Source organism: Methylobacterium sp. WL1, from assembly GCF_008000895.1.
GTDB lineage: Bacteria > Pseudomonadota > Alphaproteobacteria > Rhizobiales > Beijerinckiaceae > Methylobacterium.
This window is the reverse complement of sequence record NZ_CP042823.1, coordinates 2953695-2969308: the sequence shown is the minus strand read 5'-3', so window position 1 is coordinate 2969308 and position 15614 is coordinate 2953695. Positions and strand designations below refer to the sequence as shown.

The following is a 15614-nucleotide window of genomic DNA, read 5'->3' as shown; positions in this document are numbered from 1 at the left end:
TTCACAACGAGCAGACGAAGCTCCTGGCCACCGCGCTGAACAACATCGCGGTGGCTTTCATGGTGATCGGGTTCGTAACGCCGATCACGGCCATGAGTTTTGGAGTCGCGAGCGCGCCGACCTTGCGTCCGGCCACCGCATTCTTCGCGGCGATCTGGCTTTCCGCAGGCATCGGCTTACATGCGATCGGCAGGCGCGTGCTGCGGAGCATCAAGCCATGAGCTCGGGCGAAATCTTCGTGACGTTCGCGATTCCCGCCGTCACCCTCGCCGTGGCCTACGCGGCGATGCGGGCGAACGAGTGGGCCGTGCAGCGCGACGAGCGCAAATCGGGGAAGTGACTCGACCGGTCGGCCGCTGATCGCTGCGGTATGCCCCTCTACTTCGCCTACGGCGCGAACATGGATGCCGCCGCGATGGCCCTGCGCTGCCCGGTCTCGCGGCTGATCGGCGGCGGCTGCCTGAAACGGCATCGCTTCATCGTCATGCGCGAGGGCTACGCCTCGGTGGTGCGCGATCCCGCCCGGGTGGTGCACGGAGTCCTGTGGGAGCTGGCGCTCGACGACATCCCGGCGCTGGACCGCTACGAGGGCGTCGCGGGCGGGCTCTACGCCAAGGCGACGCTGCCCGTGACCACGGCCGCCGGCACCAAGCGCGCCCTGATCTATCTCGGCCGCTCCACCGCACCGGGCCGGCCAAGACCCGGATACCTCGACGCCGTGCTGGCGGCCGCGCGTGCCGCCCAGCTTCCGCCGGCCTATATCCGCGAACTCAGTACCTGGATGCGCGGACCGCCCGCCTGAACGGGTGGCAGTTGGTACGCAACCTGCTTGCTCGCGATCGACCGGGGCAGCCACACCAGCCTTTCGCCCCGGAAAGCTGTCGTATTTGCGCAGCGCGCCCTTCGGTCAACGGCGATCGGCGGCCGCGTGCGCGGGAGAGGTTCGCATGTCCTATCTGGCGCCCGCCGATTTCGTGAAGAAGGCCGTCGATGCCGGTGAATCGAAGGTCTTCATGGCCACCAAAGACACCTTCATCCGGGCCTACATGGCCGGCGCGATCCTGGCGCTCGCGGCCGCCTTCGCGGTGACGATCAACCAGACCACCGGTCAGCCGCTGGTCGGCGCGCTGCTGTTCCCGGTCGGCTTCTCGATGCTGTACCTGCTCGGCTACGATCTGTTCACGGGCGTCTGCGTGCTCACGCCGCTCGCCTTGATCGATAAGCGCCCGGGCGTCACCGTGGCCGGCATCGCCCGGAACTGGACATTGGTGTTCTTCGGCAACTTCGCCGGCGCGCTCACCACCGCATTGATGATGGCCATCGTGTTCACCTTCGGCTTCGCCACCGAGCCGAACGCCGTCGGCAAGGCGATCGCCGGCATCGGCGAGGCGCGCACCCTCGGCTACGAGAAGTACGGCGCCGCCGGCATGCTGACGCTCTTCGTGCGCGCGATGATGTGCAACTGGATGGTCTCCACCGGCGTGATCGGGGCGATGCTGTCCACCTCGGTGCCCGGCAAGGTGATCGCCATGTGGATGCCGATCACGGTGTTCTTCTTCATGACCTTCGAACATTCGGTCGTGAACATGTTCCTGTTCCCATCGGCGATCCTCATGGGCGGCCACCTGACCGTCATGGATTACCTGCTGTGGAACGAGATCCCGACCCTGCTCGGGAACATCGTCGGCGGCCTCGCCTTCACCGGCCTGATGCTCTACTCGACCCACGTCCGTACGGGCGAGACGCGTTCAGGCCGGGTCGGCGCCGGCGTGCGTCGCCCAATGGCGGCCGAATAAGCTGTATGGCAGCCCGCGCCGTTCGCGCGGGCTTGTTGCGAGGCGGTGCCGATCCGATGAGCGTGACCTGCACCGTCTCAGTGATCGTCAAGGGACGCGTCCAGGGCGTCTCCTACCGAGCCTGGACCCAGGCCGAAGCACGTGCGCTGGATCTGACCGGCTTCGTCCGCAACCGCGCCGACGGCTCGGTCGAGGCCGTGTTCTGTGGCGCGCCGGATGCGGTGGACCGGATGATCGCATTATGCCGCTCCGGCCCGCCCCACGCCCGCGTCAGCGAGGTCATCGTGCAGGAAGGCGGCGATCCGCCCGAGACGCACGGCTTCGACATCCTGCGGGGTTGATCCGGGCGGGTTCTGCGCGGCGGGCCGGACTGGTATGGCCGTCAGGCCGTATCCGAATCCGCTTCCCTGGCGCTCCGAGATCATGACCGACCCGACCACCGGCAGCGCCGCCTTCTCGCCCCTCGATATCGGGGCCCTGGTGTACTTCATCCTCGCCTGGGTGGCGTACGGCCTGTCGGTCGGGCGCCTGCGCGGTCGGATGGTCTCCCTCAGCCAGATCATGAACGTCCACCGGTCCAACTGGGCCCGGCAGGTCATCGGCCGCGACAACCGGGTGGTCGACACGCAGATCAACGCCTCGCTGCAGAACGGGACCGCCTTCTTCGCCTCAACCTCGCTGATCGCGCTGGGCTCGGTGCTGACCCTGTCGCGCTCCGGCGACGACGTGCTCAACCTGTTCGCGACCCTGCCGTTCGGCACGGTGGCGAACCGGACCACCTGGGAGTTGAAGGTCGCCGGCCTCGCATTCGTGTTCGTCTACGCGTTCTTCAAGTTCGCCTGGGCCTACCGGCTGTTCAACTACGCGGCGATCCTGCTCGGGGCCGTGCCGTCGAAGGGGTCCGGCGCCAGCGACACCGAGATGCTGCGGGCCGTCCGCCGGGTGGCGGCGATGAACGTCAGCGCGGGGCGCCATTTCGCCCGGGGGCAGCGCGCGTTCTTCTTCGCGCTGGCCTATCTCGGCTGGTTCATCAGCCCATATGTGTTGCTCGCCTCGACAACCTCCGTGGTCATCATCATGTGGCGTCGACAGTTCGCCTCGGAGATCCGCAAGGCGTTGCTGGAGGCCGGTGAAGGGCCGCACGAGGGTCCGCTCCTGGCCCCCGCCGAAGAGGCACGGATATGACCACGACCAAAGCTGACGAGGCAACGATCGAGGAAACCCTGCTTGGCCTCGTGGCCGAGCGTGGGGCCGGCAAGACGATCTGCCCGTCGGAGGTGGCCAGGGCCCTGGGCGGTCCGCATCCGGACGGATGGGGCCCGCTGATGCAGCCGGTGCGCCGGGTGGCGGTGCGGCTCGCCCATGCGGGCCGGGTCGCGATCCTGCGCAAGGGTAAGCCGGTGGACCCGGACGACTTCCGGGGGATCTACCGGCTGGCGCTGCCGGGTGCGGCGACCGGCTCCGGCCCGGGCAGCCAATCCGGCGTGTAGCCGGCGAGGCGATAGACCGCGAGGCCGATCCACTCTTTCACGGCCAGATCGAGCTGGAGGAGCCCCTCCGAAGCGAAGCCGTGGAAATGGGCGACGTCGCCCCAGCCCCGGGTCCGGTAATCCACCGGGAAGGCATCGACCGTGAAACCCGCATTCCGGAAACACCCGATCGCCCGGGGCATGTGCCAGGCCGACGTCACGAGCAACCAGCGCTCGCCAGGCTTCGGTTGAACCAGCGCAGCGGAGAACATCGCGTTCTCGTAGGTGTTGCGCGATCGGTTCTCGAGGATCATGCGCGTCCGCGGCAGCCCGATGACATCCGCCTGGCGACTGACGATGTCGGCCTCCGAAATGCCGCCCCCGATGAAGCCACTGCCGCCGGAGAAGACCAGCCGGGCCCCGGGGAAACGGCGGGCCAGGTCGGCGAAGTAGATCTGCCGCTCGCCGGCATCATTGACGATGACCTGATCCCGCACCTCGGACGGACCCGCTTCGATGGCACCGCCGAGCACGACGATCCCGGTCGGCGCGGGCCCGTCGTCCGGGTACGGCGCGAAGCGCTGCTCCAGCGGCAACATCGCCATGTCCGACAGCGGTGACAAACCGCCCAGTATCAGGCCCAGCAGGCCGAGACCGGCGAGCCCCAGACCGGAGCGTCGCCGGCGCGTCACCGCCACCAGACCGAGGCCGATCAGGACGGCGAAGAGGCAGAAATTCGATGGGGTGATCAGAAAGTAGACGACCTTCGAAAGCGGGAAGAACATCGGTAGGCCTCAAGCCGGCTTCGTCTCGGCCTCGAACCGGGCCAGGGCCGCGGCGTCCGGCGGAAGCAGGCTGGCGAGGTTTTCGCCCCTCTCGGCCTCGCGCTGGATCCACAGGTCCAGGCGCTGTTGCTCGACGGCCTCCAGGGCGACCCGCTCGGCGAGGTCGGCCGGTAGCGCGACGATCCCGCCGGACCCGCAGACCACGATGTCGCCGGGATGGATGGCGGCCCCGCCGCATGAGACGCGTTCCTGCGCGCCGACCAGGGCGAGGGTCTCGCTGCCGGCCTCTTGCGCGGACCAGACCGGCAGACCGGTGGGATCCGGCAGGGCGCCGTCGGTGATCAAGCCGGCGACGCCGCGCTGGGCGAGCCGCGCCGCCACGATCGCTCCGAAGGGGAGGGCGAGGCCGGAACCCGCGGCATCGATGACCAGCACGGCACCCTCCGGAACGGCGTCGATCGCGGCAGCGAGGTCACCGGCGGCATCGTTCCGAGCGGGAATCATCCGGAGGGTATAGGCAGGGCCGATGGCACTGCCGCCCCGTGCCGTCAGGCCGCGCGGGCTGAACGCCTTGATCCCGGCGCGCGTCAATGCCCGCGCCAGGCTGGCCGGCGTTACGGCGGAGAGCGCATCGCGCAGGGTCGGGTCGATCGCCATCGGGATGTTCCGTGAGGGGCCGCCGGACGGATCGGCGCGTTGCCGTCAAGGTGGATCACGCGGGCGCGCCGACAAGGCCGCGCTTGATTCCTCGCTGCGCAACACGTCGGCCCGGTCTCCAAGAAATACCGGTGGGACAGACACTCCTGCCACCGTGACCGGATCGGCGGTGTCACGCCGGCCCGCGGCTCAGGCGATCGGCTCGCCGAGCGCCCGAGCCGCACCGGGCCTGCCGGCGAGCCGTTCGTACCAGCGGCGCAGGGCCGGGCGTTCGATGCGCTCGGCCGGCAGGTTCAGCCAGCGATGAGCGGCGCAGCCGAGCGCGATGTCGGCGATGCCGAAGCCGTCGCCCACCATGTAATCTCGGTCCGTCAGATGCGCGTCCAGCATGGCCGCCAGCGCCTCCGTCCGCGTCATCGAGGCGGCGACCACCGTCCGGTCGGGATTCTGCGAGCGGTAGAGCTGCCAGAACGCGTCGCGCATCGCGGGCGTGAAGGTGGTGGCCTGCCAGTCCAGCCATTGATCGACATGGGCGCGGGTCCGCGGATCGGCCGGCAGCGCCAGGGTCGGAGCGGTCGAGGCCACGTAGCGCAGGATGGCGTTCGACTCCCAGAGAACGAACCCATCCTCCTCGAGGGTCGGAACGAGCCCGTTCGGGTTCTTGCCGCGGTAGGCGCGATCGGCGACGATGCCATGCGCACCGCCGGCATCGATCCGCTCATAGGCGAGTCCGGCCTCGTCGAGTCCCCAAACGACCTTCTGCACGTTCACCGAGGTGAGCCGCCCCCAGAGCTTGCGCATCGTCACCAAGACCTCCCTCAGACTTTCGGCGGGTAGGCGTGCTCGCACCCGTTCGGATCGGTGACCCGCGTCCCGTCGCCTGCCTCGCGCAGGTACCCGGGGCCGACCGGCACCTTGCCGTGGCCGCCGGGAATGTCGAGCACGTAGGTCGGCTGGGCCAGACCCGAGAGGCGGCCGCGCAGGGCGCGCATCAGCGCCTGTCCCGCGTCGAGGCTGGTGCGCAGGTGGCCGGTGCCCGGAGCCAGGTCGCCGTGATGCAGGTAGTAGGGCTTGATCCGGTTCTCCACGAAGGTCCGCATCAGCGCCTCCAGGGTGGCGGGATCGTCGTTGACCCCGCGCAGCAGCACCGACTGGCTGACCATCGGGATCCCGGCATCGACCAGCCGGGCGCAGGCTTCTTGAGCCGCCGGGGTGAACTCGCGCGGGTGGTTGGCGTGGAGCGCCACGAACACCGCGCGCCCGAACCGCTTGAGCGACCGCACCAGATCGTCGCCGACGAGGTCGGGTTTCACAACCGGCACGCGGGTGTGGATCCGCATCACCCGGACATGCGCGATCACCGACAGCCGGTCGGCGATCGCGCCGAGCCGGCGGGGCGAGAGCGCGAACGGGTCGCCGCCGGTGACGACGACCTCCCAGATCCGCGGATCCTGCGCGATGTAGGCGAGGGCGCCATCGAGTTCCGCGTCGGTCAGGGAGCCGAGGCCGTCCGGCCCGACCATCTCCCGGCGGAAACAGAACCGGCAATAGACCGGGCAGATGTGCAGCGGCTTCAGCAGCACGCGGTCCGGATAGCGGTGGACGATGCCCACAACCGGAGCGTGCGCTTCGTCGCCGATCGGGTCGGCGCGCTCTTCCGGGGCGGCGACGGCCTCCTCGGCCCGCGGCACGAACTGACGGGCGATCGGATCCGCCGGATCGTCCCGGTCGATCAGTTCGGCCATGTCCGGGGTGACCGAGACGGCGTAGCGCGCCAGCACATCGTGCAGCGCCTCCGCCTCCGGGCCGGACAGCAGGCCGGCCTCGGCGAGGTCGGCGGCGCTGCGCAGCGTGCGGTTCACGGCAGGGTCTCCACGACCGGCGTCCAGATCACGTCGTCCACGCGATTCGCGCCGCAGGCCAGCATGGCCAAGCGGTCGAAGCCGAGGGCGATGCCGGACGCGTCGGGCATTACGGCCAATGCTTCGAAGAAGTCGGAGTCGATCGGATACGCTTCGTCGTAAACGCGCAGCTTCACCGCCATCTCCGCGTCGAAACGGCGGCGTAACGCGACCGGATCGGTCAATTCTCCGAAGGCATTCGCGAGTTCGACACCGCAGGCATAGAGCTCGAACCGTTCGGAGACCCGCGGATCGTCCGGCACCGGGCGGGCCAGGGCCGCCTCGCTGATCGGGTATTCGCACAGGATCGTCGGGCGCCCGATACCAAGATGCGGCTCGATCCGCGCAACCAGAACCCGCGAAAACAGATCCGCCCACGTGTCATCCGGGGCGACGCGCAGGTCCGCAGCCTCCACGGCGCCGGCAAGGGCGTCGCGGTCGGTCTCGCCATCCGGCGATAGTGTGGCCAACAGATCGATGCCGGCAAAGCGCGCGAACGCCTCAGCCAGGGTCAGCCGCTCGCACGCGGCGAACGGGTCGGCCTCCCGGCCCCGGTAGACGAACCGGCGTGTGCCGGCGGTCTCGGCGGCAAGCGCCAGAAGCTCGGCGCAATCGGCCATCAACGCCGTGTAGGGCACGCCAGCGCGGTACCATTCCAGCATGGTGAATTCAGGATGGTGCAGAGGGCCGCGCTCACGGTTTCGGAACACCCGGGCGACACTGAGGAGCCGCGTCTCGCCCGCAGCCAGCAGCTTCTTGCAGGCGAATTCCGGGGAAGTGTGCAGGTAGAGCGGCGTCCGCGCGCCACTGCCGCCGATGGCTTCGGTGGCGAAGGCCGAGAGATGCGCTTCGTTGCCGGGTGAGACCTGCAGGCAGGCGGTCTCGGCCTCGACGAAGTCCCGCTCCGCGAACCAGGCCCGGAACGCGGCCAGAATCCGGTTGCGCAGCAGCAGGCGAGGCCTGCGGTCGGCGTGGCGGTCGGGCGCCCACCAGGGCGAGACAGCTCCGGTCACAATCGGTCTCCAGCATGGCCGGCCCCAGGCACGAGCGAGCCGCCCTGAGTGCGACCCAGGCGCGAGGCTGGCCTCCGATCCACCGCGGGGAAGCATCGGTGCCTTTCGCCGAGACCGCCGGGTGAGGTTCGCCGGCTGGCAACCACGCCGCAGATGCGATAGTGGCGGGGCCTGAGATCCAGTGCACGCGCTTGGCGCGTGCCGACCCGCCTTGTCAATGCAGGACCGAATTCCGTGAAGGTGATCGCCTCAACGCTCCGCAAGGGCAACGTCGTCGACAAGGACGGCAAGCTCTACGTGATCCTGTTCGTCGAGAACATCCATCCCGGCAAGGGCACCCCGGTGACCCAGCTCGACATGCGCCGCATCACGGACGGCGTGAAGGTGTCCGAGCGCTACCGGACCACCGAGCAGGTCGAGCGGGCCTTCGTGGAGGATCGCGAGCACACCTTCCTCTACAGCGACGCCGAGGGGTTCCACTTCATGAACCCCGAGAGCTACGAGCAGGTCGCTGTACCGGCGGACGTGGTCGGCGACGCCGCCCCCTACCTTCAGGAGGGCATGGCCGTGATGCTGTCGAGCCATAACGACGTGCCGCTGACCATCGAGTTGCCCCAGCGGGTGACCTTGGAGGTCACCGAAACCGAGCCGGTGCTCAAGGGCCAGACCGCCTCCTCGTCCTACAAGCCCGCCACCCTCTCGAACGGCGTCCGCACCACCGTGCCGCCTCACATCGCCGCCGGTACCCGCGTGGTGGTGATGACGGCGGACGGCGCCTACGTCGAGCGCGCCAAGGATTGATTTGCTAGGGGATTCTGACTGCGAGACGATCATGGCGTGGGCTGGAGATCTTATCTTGCCCGCGCCCTGATCCTGGGATGCCGACGCAAAGCGGGTGGTGATCAGGAGTTCTCCCGATCGTTCGACGATCCCTGAGCGGCTCCTTCGAAGCCCGCGATACGTTCTTCGCTGGACCAAGGCAGTGGGTTGGACGCACCCTGCGCTGTCTTGCAAGGCTGCCGCGGTTCGTATCCTACTTCGGCATTCGAGAGGCCGCCTCGATCGACCCGTAGCAGCCCTGCGATAGGGCCTGTGCCCGCAACCGCTCTGCCGGGCTGAAGGGGCGACCATCCTCCCGGAAAAGATCCTCCTTGATCAGCGCATCGGAGGTGCACCGGGCCGCGATGCGGCAGAGCGGCGGCTCCCCGCCGGTGCGTGTGCAGATCGTCACGTAATCGGCCCGAAACGCGCGGAGACCAGCCATCGGGTTCGGTCCCGTCAGGGTGACGAGACCGGTGAGCAGCCCCAGCAGCACGGGCTGGTGCACGAGATACACGATCAGGCTGTGGCGCCCCAAGAACGTCGCTGCACGCCCAGGTGCCGAACGCGGCGCCCAGTTGCCGAGCCGGGACCGCGCAAGAATCGGCAGGCCGAGCCGCCCGAGGACGATCCCCGACAAGACGAACCCGAACCACGGGAATAACGGCACGTAATCGTTGGTTCGCGGCGTCCCGGAACCAAGGCCGAGGAAGAACAGGATCGGGTCATCGAGCCGAGACCCGTGCACCACGAGCGGTGCGGCGAAGACCGCCATCGTGGCGAGCGCCGTCACCGCCACAGGGGCGAAGAGGAACGGCAGGCCGAGCACGCTCGAGAGGGCAATGCAGTGCAGGATGCCGAAGAACACGTACGCGTCGGGAAACGCGATCCAGGTCCCGAGTGTCACGAGGAGCGCAGCCCCGCCGATCCGCGCAAGCCTCAGCACGGTCTGGCGCGCACGAATGCCGCGCCCGTTCATCAAGACCAGTCCGACGCCGACGAGCGTGAGGAAGGTCCCGGCGATCGTCTCCGCCGCCCGATGGCCCGCCGCCGTCAGCGCGTAATTCTCGGCTGTCAGCCGCAGGAAGCCGAGGTCCCAAAGCGTGTGGTAGCTCGCCATCGCCACGAGGGCCGCCGCCCGCACCGCGTCGATGATCGGGTAGCGGCCTGACCGCGCGGCGCGCGTGGTCGTCTCAGGGGGCGTGGGAAGTGCGGGGGCTATCGACATGGCGATGGGCTCAAACCACGCCTGGACCTCGGACGCCACCGCTGCTCGTGATCGCGCCGCGCCCTTGCCGCGATCGAAACTGCTCTCGAAGACGTGAACACGGGCGCACGAAGGTCGCAAAAACCTGATTGGACGCGATATGGCGGGCGATCCAGATGCCTTGGTGGCGACAGGACGCCCAATTCCGCTCTCCCTGCGACCGATCGACTGTTGCGGACCTGCCTCCCCCAGGCAAGATTGCAACTCGCGAGGGCCCCTATGCCGGTCATATGGGCTTTCCGGGAATCAGGACTTCGTTAATCTTGCTGTGAGAGCGCGCGGCGTGATTCGGTGTAGGTTGCTCGGCCATGTCTGATGAACGCGGATCCGGGCCGCAGAATCCCAATCGGACCGAGGACAGCCGTGTCGCCGAAGCGGCCGCCGGTGAGGACGAGGCACTCGACCTCGTAGAGGTCTCCGGCCGCATCAAGTGGTTCGACGTGTCCAAGGGCTTCGGCTTCATCGTACCCGACGACGGCGCCCCCGACATCCTGCTGCACGTCACCTGCCTGCGGCGGGACGGGTTCCAGGCGGCCAGCGAAGGCGCGCGCATCGTCGTCGAGGCGGTGGAGCGCCCGCGCGGCTGGCAGGCGTTCAAAGTTCTGACTTTGGATCAGTCCGCGGCCGTGCATCCCTCCGAGATGCCGATGCCGCGCACCCACGTCTCGGTCACGCCAACGAGTGGCCTGGAGACGGCGGTGGTGAAGTGGTTCAACCGGCTGCGCGGCTTCGGCTTCCTGACCCGCGGCGACGGCACGCCGGATATTTTCGTCCACATGGAAACCCTGCGCCGCTACGGCATCGCCGAGCTCAAGCCGGGCGACGCCGTTTTGGTGCGCTACGGCGACGGCTCCAAGGGCGTCATGGCGGCCGAGATCCGTCTCGTCGACGGGGCGCTCCCGGCCTCTCACTGACGCCCCATTTCGCGCGCGCTATCTGAATCTGCGGTCGGCACACCGCCCGCGACCGCATTTCCCGAGAGGCTGTCCTTGAGAGTTCTATTCCGCGTCCCGCAAGCGGCGGCCATCGCCTGCCTCATCCTGGTCGCGCCGCTTTCCGTCCATCAGGCCACTGCCCAGAGCGCATCACCGCAGAACGCCGCCAAGACAGAGCCACTGACCATCGCCACCAAGGCCGGGCCGAAGCGGTTCGACGTCGAGGTGATGCGTGACGACGCCGGCCGATCCCGCGGGCTGATGTTCCGCCGGCACATGGCGCCCGAGCATGGCATGCTGTTCGATTTCGAACGCGCCGAACCTGTGACCATGTGGATGAAGAACACCTATCTGCCGCTCGACATGCTGTTCATTCGTCCGGACGGGACCGTGAGCCGGATCGCCGCCGACACCGAGCCGCTATCGACCGCGATCATCCCGTCCGGCAGCCCTGTCTCTGCCGTACTCGAACTCAATGCCGGGACGGCCGCCAAGCTCGGGATCCAGGCCGGCGACCGGATCGAGCACCCTTTGTTCAAGGGTCGCTGAGGCGACTGGGTCTGGCGTGAACGCAGCGGGAACAATGGCCTTGACCGTCGGGATGTTCCGGGCCAATGTTCCGGAATTGTTCCGGCGCTTCGGAGTGCCGGCCTTGCGCGGAGGACCCGATGAGCAACGTGGCCGATGCCGAGCTGTTCGGCAACGACGATTGGTCGGTGAGCGCGGACGGGCTAGAGCACCGTTGCACGGGTTACTTCATCAGCCGGGACGGCCTTACGACGCGGCGGGCCGAAAACCTTTGGGACTGGCCGCTGCAGATGGCCGAAAAGTCCTGGTGCCGGCCAAGCCTGTTTCGCGAGGCATTCCTGGCAGCGCTCGACCAATTCGGAATCGCGCGCGATGCCGACCTGACTCGATCCTTTGCATTGGGCTACGGGATCCGAGCAGTGAACGCATCCACGCCGGACAGCTTCGTAACGCTTGCGGACGTGCTGAAGCCCCGCGCGGCTCCGGCGACGGTCCGTGTCGCGGCCAAGCCGGTCAGGCGCGCACTGGCGGCGGCAGGCGCGTGAAGGTTCGGGTGTGCTGCGGACGCATTTGACCATGGCCGGTGCCGGCGGATAGCCCTCTACGTAGGACCGCGGGAGGGAAGATCATGGCAGACAGCAATCACGCCGAACTCGACGGGCTGATGACACCGCCATTGTCGCGGCGCGGCTTCGTGATGACCAGTCTCATCAGTGGCTTGACTGTCGCGACGACCCGTGTCGAGGCGCAGGCGATTCACACCGATGCCACCGGTATCGAGGCCGGCGAGGTCAAGATCCCCGCGGCAGATGGTCCGATGCCCGCCTACCGGGCGGTACCCAATGGGGCGGGGCCGTTTCCGATCGTGCTGGTGATCGAAGAGATCTTCGGGGTTCACGAGTACATCAAAGACATCTGCCGTCGCCTCGCCAAGGCTGGATACTGCGCCGTCGCGCCCGAACTATATGCACGGCAGGGCGACCTCTCGACCATGACCGATCCCAAGATCATCATCCGGGACATCATCTCGAAGACGCCGGACGCGCAGTGGATCGGCGATCTCGACGCCACCGCGGCTTGGGCCGCCTCCGCTGCCAAGGGCGATGCCGGTCGGCTCGGCGTGATGGGTTGGTGCCGCGGTGGTCGCGACGCTTGGCTGTACGCGGCGCATCGTCGCGACCTGAAGGCGGCGGTCGCATGGTATGGCCCCCTCGGCGGTGATCGGACTGCTATCCAGCCGCGCACAGCCGGAGATGTCGCGGCCGAGATCCACGCGCCGTTGCTTGCACTCTACGGCGGCGCCGATACCGGCATCCCGCCGGCCTCCGCAGAGGAAGCGCGCGACAAGGCCAGGCAGGCGGGCAGGAGCGTCGAACTGGTGATCTACCCGGATGCGCCGCACGGATTCCACGCGGATTATCGGCCGAGCTACCGCAAGGACGCCGCCGAGGACGGCTGGACCCGCGCTCTCGCCTTCCTGAAAGCCAACGGCGTCGGCTGATCAAACCGATCCTGGCGGTCTTACCAGGATGTTCCTGGATGGCTGTGCTTCCCGGGACACGGCCACAACTTGCCGAATATGCCAGGGTCGCAGGAGGATCTGTGCCTGCGCGGGTCCGGCCATTCGCTGCGATCGGAGCGTTGAACCGATCGTCGCGACCGCCGTTCAGCCCCTGTAGAGTGTCCCGGCCCATGAGCGACTCGGTACAGCCCGGACAGAAGCCCGTCATCCTCGTCGTGGAGGACCAACCCGACGAGCGCTTCCTCGCGGCCACGCTCCTGGAGGATACCGGCTTCACGGTGATCGAGGCTGAGACTGCCGAACGGGCGCTCGCCATCCTCAACGACCGCGCGGACGAAGTCAGCGTCGTGTTCTCCGACGTGCGTACGCCCGGACCGATCGGCGGCTTCGAACTTGCGCGGATCATCGGCGTGACCTGGCCGCGGGTCCGGGTGCTGCTGACCTCCGGGGATGCGGGCGACCAGCCGAGCGACCTGCGCATGTCGGCGACCTTCATCCCGAAGCCCTGGCGCGCCGAGGATATTCTGGCCTGGGTCGAGCAGGCGGCCGGTCGTCCGTCGGCGTCGACCGGCCCGGCGGTGATCGGACCGGGCGGAAAATTAATTATGCCGGGTCTGGAAACCTGAGACCTACTCCGGGTTGTACGGCACTCCCGGGGCGCAAGACCCCCGATCCCGAGCAACTCCGTCGGCAGCTCAGATCAATCATGCTCATCGTCGCTGCCAACTACGCCGATTCCCTGCGTCGGCGCTCTTGGGACGCCCATCAGGAGGCCGATCTCCTCGACACGGTGACCGACGAGCTGCGCGCGCACTACAGGCCCATCGCCGATGCCGTCCCAGCCGAGATCCTGGCGCTGGCCGAGCGCCTGGACCGTCCGGAATCCGAGCGCGCTTGCGGCGCCTGACCGATCAGGTCGGGATGAGTCGCCAAGGCCAATGAATCTGCTATTCAGCGCGCTCTGACCTGCCGGCGCATCGCGTCTCTCAGTCGAGCCCCTCATGCGTCTCAATGTTCTTCGCGGATCGTTTGCCGCCGGTGTGATCCTGGCGCTTGCGGGGTTGAGCGTTGCCCAAGCCGCGTCCCCGCCGCCGCAGCCGTCTGAGGGGGCCGGCGGTTTCGGCGACCGCAAGGCGACGATCGTGAAGCGTCTGCTCGGGCGTGGGACCGCGACGACGTTCGCGTTCCACGCTGCGGGCGCCGTCCCGGAGGCCGGCCGGCCCGTGGTTGTGTTCCTGCACGGATGGGGCGTGGTCAATCCGCAAAGCTACGGCGGCTGGATCGACCATCTCACCCGCCAGGGTTGGCTTGTGCTCTACCCGCGCTTTCAGGACGTGAACCGGACGCGCCCGGCCGACGCACCCGGCCTCGCCGAAAGCCTGGTCAAAGCGGCGCTGGCGGATTTGGCCTCGGACGCGGACGCCAAACCCGATCTCGGCCGCGTCGCCCTAATCGGGCACCTGGCTGGCGCCCCGCTCGCCATGGACATGGCCGCCGACGCCAAGCAGCATGGCCTCCCCGTCCCGAAGCTGATCTTCATGGCCGCGCCGGGCGGCATCGCCAGCGGCCCCAAATCGCGGGGAATCGCGCTGACGGAGCTGTCCGGCATCGAGTCCTCCACCCTGCTCATCGCCATGGTCGGCGACAAGGATACCCGGGCGGCGGACCTCGCGGCGAAACGGCTGCTGCGTGAAGCGAGTGCCGTACCGCTGGAGCGTAAGCTGTTCGTGCGCGCCCTCTCGGACGATCACGGCTTCCCCGCTCTGACGGCCACGCTCGCGGCTCCCGCCGGAACCGACACAGCCTATGATGGCGGCGCGATCAAGCCGGGGCCGGATCCAAAGGACGCGGCCAAGGACGCCCCGAAGCCGCCGCCGTTCCGCTGGTCCGCCGATATGGCGTTGACCGGCGAACAGCAGACGCTGGTCGCACAGATCAATATCGCCCGCGTCGACGCGCTGGACTACCTCGGGTTCTGGAAGACCTTCGACATCGCCGCTGCCGCTGCCTTCGCCGGCTCGGACGCGAATGCGATGAAGAACAATCCGCGGCTCGCAGACATGGAGCGCTGGAGCGACGGGTGGCCGGTGAAGCGCCTCTCGGTGGAAACGCCCCGACTGGCGGCGCCGGCGGCCCAGGCAGCCACTCCGGCTTCGCCAGGTAGAAAGCGCTGATCGACAAACACCCGCCTTTCCCTTGGCGTAGGGCTTGCTACTCTGTCCGTGTTCGACACGGGAAACGAAGCATGCCCGAGTTCGTCGCCAGTCTGCTCGCTGCAGCAGCCTTCTGCCTGACTCTCCTTGCGCTGAACGCGCTGACACGATTGCTGATCCAGGCGCATTATGCGCCGGCGGATCTCGGTGAATCCGGTTTTCTCCAGATCGGTGGCGCCCTTGTCATCGCCCGCATCGCCTACCGTCGGGCGCCAAACCGTCAGCTGGACTGAGCGATCGGTTCGTTCCGTGGATTAGACCCAATGGATGGTTGCGGAGGCCCGGCATAGATCGGGAGCGTCTTACCTGAATGGTCGGGCAAGACGCTTTCGCGGCGGGCAGTTGCCTTCGCACGGGCGCCAGGAACTACGATTCCGCAGCCTCAGCCGTCTCTTCACCGTCCGCGACGCCGAGCGCGACTTTCTCGGCCAGCAGGGCGGCCAAGGCGATGCGGATCAGATTGCCTTGCTCGCGATGCGGGTGATCAAGGGCGGCAGTCATGGCGCGACGGTAGCGGTCCTGGATCGCAGCGAGCTGCGTAGCCATGCCGACCTTGGCAGGTGGTTTCACGATGGGCTTAGCCCGCTTCGGCTTCGCCGGCGTTTTCTTCTTTGCGGGTGTCGTGTCCGGCATGCAAGGGCAAGCGACTTGGCCGTTTCGAGGTTCCTCGGCGCATTTCACATGCGGCCTGCTCGGTTCTCGGGCGCGG

At 68.0% G+C, this 15614-nt stretch carries 23 protein-coding genes; 15 read left to right on the top strand and 8 right to left on the bottom strand.

Annotation, left to right across the window (positions count from 1 at the left end):
• Nucleotide 1: 1 nt before the first annotated feature.
• Nucleotides 2–211 (bottom strand): hypothetical protein, encoded by a 210-nt coding sequence (locus FVA80_RS30560; RefSeq protein ID WP_187193690.1) that lies wholly within the window; start codon nt 209–211, stop codon nt 2–4.
• A 6-nt stretch (nt 212–217) separates the two neighbouring features.
• Here FVA80_RS30560 and FVA80_RS31935 point away from each other — a divergent pair, with 6 nt between their 5' ends.
• The 6 genes from FVA80_RS31935 to FVA80_RS14530 all read left to right on the top strand — a co-directional run bounded on the left by FVA80_RS31935 (nt 218) and on the right by FVA80_RS14530 (nt 3286).
• Nucleotides 218–340 carry a hypothetical protein gene (locus FVA80_RS31935; protein WP_281408715.1) on the top strand — a complete coding sequence of 41 codons (123 nt, stop codon included), beginning with the start codon at nt 218–220 and terminating at the stop codon, nt 338–340.
• 30 nt (nt 341–370) lie between these two features.
• Nucleotides 371–802 carry a gamma-glutamylcyclotransferase family protein gene (locus FVA80_RS14550; RefSeq protein ID WP_147906737.1) on the top strand — a complete coding sequence of 144 codons (432 nt, stop codon included), beginning with the start codon at nt 371–373 and terminating at the stop codon, nt 800–802.
• Nucleotides 803–947: 145 nt separating this feature from the next.
• The gene (locus tag FVA80_RS14545) at nt 948–1796 is read left to right on the top strand and encodes a formate/nitrite transporter family protein (protein WP_147906738.1); all 849 of its coding nucleotides are present in this window, start codon (nt 948–950) and stop codon (nt 1794–1796) included.
• Between the two features lie 56 nt (nt 1797–1852).
• On the top strand, nt 1853–2137 hold the full coding sequence (locus FVA80_RS14540; protein WP_147906768.1) for an acylphosphatase: 285 nt from the start codon (nt 1853–1855) through the stop codon (nt 2135–2137).
• Between the two features lie 82 nt (nt 2138–2219).
• Nucleotides 2220–2981: a DUF599 family protein gene (locus tag FVA80_RS14535; protein WP_147906739.1), complete on the top strand. Its 762-nt coding sequence runs from the start codon at nt 2220–2222 to the stop codon at nt 2979–2981.
• Nucleotides 2978–3286: a DUF3253 domain-containing protein gene (locus FVA80_RS14530; protein ID WP_147906740.1), complete on the top strand. Its 309-nt coding sequence runs from the start codon at nt 2978–2980 to the stop codon at nt 3284–3286. Before FVA80_RS14535 ends, FVA80_RS14530 begins: the two co-directional genes overlap by 4 nt.
• Here the strand turns inward: FVA80_RS14530 and FVA80_RS14525 are convergent.
• The 5 genes from FVA80_RS14525 to epmA form a co-directional block, all read right to left on the bottom strand.
• Nucleotides 3223–4050: a YdcF family protein gene (locus tag FVA80_RS14525; protein WP_147906741.1), complete on the bottom strand. Its 828-nt coding sequence runs from the start codon at nt 4048–4050 to the stop codon at nt 3223–3225. The two genes, FVA80_RS14530 and FVA80_RS14525, sit on opposite strands and share 64 nt — an antisense overlap.
• Before the next feature lie 9 nt (nt 4051–4059).
• Entirely contained in the window at nt 4060–4707 is a 648-nt protein-coding gene (locus FVA80_RS14520) for a dimethylmenaquinone methyltransferase (protein ID WP_147906742.1), read from the bottom strand.
• Between the two features lie 189 nt (nt 4708–4896).
• Nucleotides 4897–5508: a glutathione S-transferase family protein gene (locus FVA80_RS14515; protein ID WP_147906769.1), complete on the bottom strand. Its 612-nt coding sequence runs from the start codon at nt 5506–5508 to the stop codon at nt 4897–4899.
• Between the two features lie 17 nt (nt 5509–5525).
• Nucleotides 5526–6569, bottom strand: coding sequence for a lysine-2,3-aminomutase-like protein (locus FVA80_RS14510; protein ID WP_147906743.1), 1044 nt, complete (start codon nt 6567–6569; stop codon nt 5526–5528).
• Nucleotides 6566–7621 (bottom strand): EF-P lysine aminoacylase EpmA, encoded by a 1056-nt coding sequence (gene epmA / locus FVA80_RS14505; RefSeq protein ID WP_147906744.1) that lies wholly within the window; start codon nt 7619–7621, stop codon nt 6566–6568. The genes FVA80_RS14510 and epmA overlap by 4 nt, the downstream gene beginning before the upstream one ends.
• 234 nt (nt 7622–7855) lie before the next feature.
• Here epmA and efp point away from each other — a divergent pair, with 234 nt between their 5' ends.
• The gene (gene efp / locus FVA80_RS14500) at nt 7856–8422 is read left to right on the top strand and encodes an elongation factor P (protein WP_147853941.1); all 567 of its coding nucleotides are present in this window, start codon (nt 7856–7858) and stop codon (nt 8420–8422) included.
• Between the two features lie 232 nt (nt 8423–8654).
• Here efp and FVA80_RS14495 read toward each other — a convergent pair whose 3' ends face one another.
• Nucleotides 8655–9668, bottom strand: coding sequence for a heparan-alpha-glucosaminide N-acetyltransferase (locus FVA80_RS14495; protein WP_147906745.1), 1014 nt, complete (start codon nt 9666–9668; stop codon nt 8655–8657).
• 347 nt (nt 9669–10015) lie between these two features.
• On the opposite strand from FVA80_RS14495, the gene FVA80_RS14490 reads away from it, so the two are divergent.
• From FVA80_RS14490 to FVA80_RS14455, 8 genes are all read left to right on the top strand, one after another.
• Nucleotides 10016–10621, top strand: coding sequence for a cold-shock protein (locus FVA80_RS14490; protein ID WP_147906746.1), 606 nt, complete (start codon nt 10016–10018; stop codon nt 10619–10621).
• A gap of 75 nt (nt 10622–10696) precedes the next feature.
• On the top strand, nt 10697–11191 hold the full coding sequence (locus FVA80_RS14485; protein ID WP_187193689.1) for a DUF192 domain-containing protein: 495 nt from the start codon (nt 10697–10699) through the stop codon (nt 11189–11191).
• A 119-nt stretch (nt 11192–11310) separates the two neighbouring features.
• A complete protein-coding gene (locus FVA80_RS14480) occupies nt 11311–11715 on the top strand; it encodes a hypothetical protein (protein WP_147906748.1) in 405 nt (134 codons plus the stop codon).
• An 83-nt stretch (nt 11716–11798) separates the two neighbouring features.
• Nucleotides 11799–12671, top strand: coding sequence for a dienelactone hydrolase family protein (locus tag FVA80_RS14475; RefSeq protein WP_147906749.1), 873 nt, complete (start codon nt 11799–11801; stop codon nt 12669–12671).
• A 191-nt stretch (nt 12672–12862) separates the two neighbouring features.
• Nucleotides 12863–13318: a response regulator gene (locus FVA80_RS14470; protein ID WP_147906750.1), complete on the top strand. Its 456-nt coding sequence runs from the start codon at nt 12863–12865 to the stop codon at nt 13316–13318.
• 80 nt (nt 13319–13398) lie between these two features.
• Nucleotides 13399–13599 (top strand): hypothetical protein, encoded by a 201-nt coding sequence (locus tag FVA80_RS14465; RefSeq protein ID WP_147906751.1) that lies wholly within the window; start codon nt 13399–13401, stop codon nt 13597–13599.
• 94 nt (nt 13600–13693) lie between these two features.
• On the top strand, nt 13694–14866 hold the full coding sequence (locus tag FVA80_RS14460) for an alpha/beta hydrolase (protein ID WP_147906752.1): 1173 nt from the start codon (nt 13694–13696) through the stop codon (nt 14864–14866).
• 71 nt (nt 14867–14937) lie between these two features.
• The gene (locus FVA80_RS14455; protein ID WP_147906753.1) at nt 14938–15138 is read left to right on the top strand and encodes a hypothetical protein; all 201 of its coding nucleotides are present in this window, start codon (nt 14938–14940) and stop codon (nt 15136–15138) included.
• Nucleotides 15139–15271: 133 nt separating this feature from the next.
• On the opposite strand, the gene FVA80_RS14450 is transcribed toward FVA80_RS14455, so the two are convergent.
• Nucleotides 15272–15538 (bottom strand): hypothetical protein, encoded by a 267-nt coding sequence (locus tag FVA80_RS14450; RefSeq protein WP_147906754.1) that lies wholly within the window; start codon nt 15536–15538, stop codon nt 15272–15274.
• Nucleotides 15539–15614 lie beyond the last annotated feature (76 nt).

Bases quoted from the DNA above. Each gene is read 5' to 3' on its own strand.
- FVA80_RS14550 (WP_147906737.1), top strand. From the start codon at position 371: ATGCCCCTCTACTTCGCCTACGGCGCGAACATGGATGCCGCCGCGATG.
- FVA80_RS31935 (WP_281408715.1), top strand. From the start codon at position 218: ATGAGCTCGGGCGAAATCTTCGTGACGTTCGCGATTCCCGCCGTCACC.
- FVA80_RS14515 (WP_147906769.1), bottom strand. From the start codon at position 5,508: ATGCGCAAGCTCTGGGGGCGGCTCACCTCGGTGAACGTGCAGAAGGTC.
- FVA80_RS14465 (WP_147906751.1), top strand. From the start codon at position 13,399: ATGCTCATCGTCGCTGCCAACTACGCCGATTCCCTGCGTCGGCGCTCT.
- FVA80_RS14460 (WP_147906752.1), top strand. From the start codon at position 13,694: ATGCGTCTCAATGTTCTTCGCGGATCGTTTGCCGCCGGTGTGATCCTG.
- FVA80_RS14455 (WP_147906753.1), top strand. From the start codon at position 14,938: ATGCCCGAGTTCGTCGCCAGTCTGCTCGCTGCAGCAGCCTTCTGCCTG.
- FVA80_RS14535 (WP_147906739.1), top strand. From the start codon at position 2,220: ATGACCGACCCGACCACCGGCAGCGCCGCCTTCTCGCCCCTCGATATC.
- FVA80_RS14490 (WP_147906746.1), top strand. From the start codon at position 10,016: ATGTCTGATGAACGCGGATCCGGGCCGCAGAATCCCAATCGGACCGAG.
- FVA80_RS30560 (WP_187193690.1), bottom strand. From the start codon at position 211: ATGCTCCGCAGCACGCGCCTGCCGATCGCATGTAAGCCGATGCCTGCG.
- FVA80_RS14545 (WP_147906738.1), top strand. From the start codon at position 948: ATGTCCTATCTGGCGCCCGCCGATTTCGTGAAGAAGGCCGTCGATGCC.
- FVA80_RS14530 (WP_147906740.1), top strand. From the start codon at position 2,978: ATGACCACGACCAAAGCTGACGAGGCAACGATCGAGGAAACCCTGCTT.
- FVA80_RS14525 (WP_147906741.1), bottom strand. From the start codon at position 4,050: ATGTTCTTCCCGCTTTCGAAGGTCGTCTACTTTCTGATCACCCCATCG.
- FVA80_RS14520 (WP_147906742.1), bottom strand. From the start codon at position 4,707: ATGGCGATCGACCCGACCCTGCGCGATGCGCTCTCCGCCGTAACGCCG.
- FVA80_RS14470 (WP_147906750.1), top strand. From the start codon at position 12,863: ATGAGCGACTCGGTACAGCCCGGACAGAAGCCCGTCATCCTCGTCGTG.
- FVA80_RS14540 (WP_147906768.1), top strand. From the start codon at position 1,853: ATGAGCGTGACCTGCACCGTCTCAGTGATCGTCAAGGGACGCGTCCAG.
- FVA80_RS14475 (WP_147906749.1), top strand. From the start codon at position 11,799: ATGGCAGACAGCAATCACGCCGAACTCGACGGGCTGATGACACCGCCA.
- FVA80_RS14495 (WP_147906745.1), bottom strand. From the start codon at position 9,668: ATGTCGATAGCCCCCGCACTTCCCACGCCCCCTGAGACGACCACGCGC.
- FVA80_RS14480 (WP_147906748.1), top strand. From the start codon at position 11,311: ATGAGCAACGTGGCCGATGCCGAGCTGTTCGGCAACGACGATTGGTCG.
- FVA80_RS14450 (WP_147906754.1), bottom strand. From the start codon at position 15,538: ATGCCGGACACGACACCCGCAAAGAAGAAAACGCCGGCGAAGCCGAAG.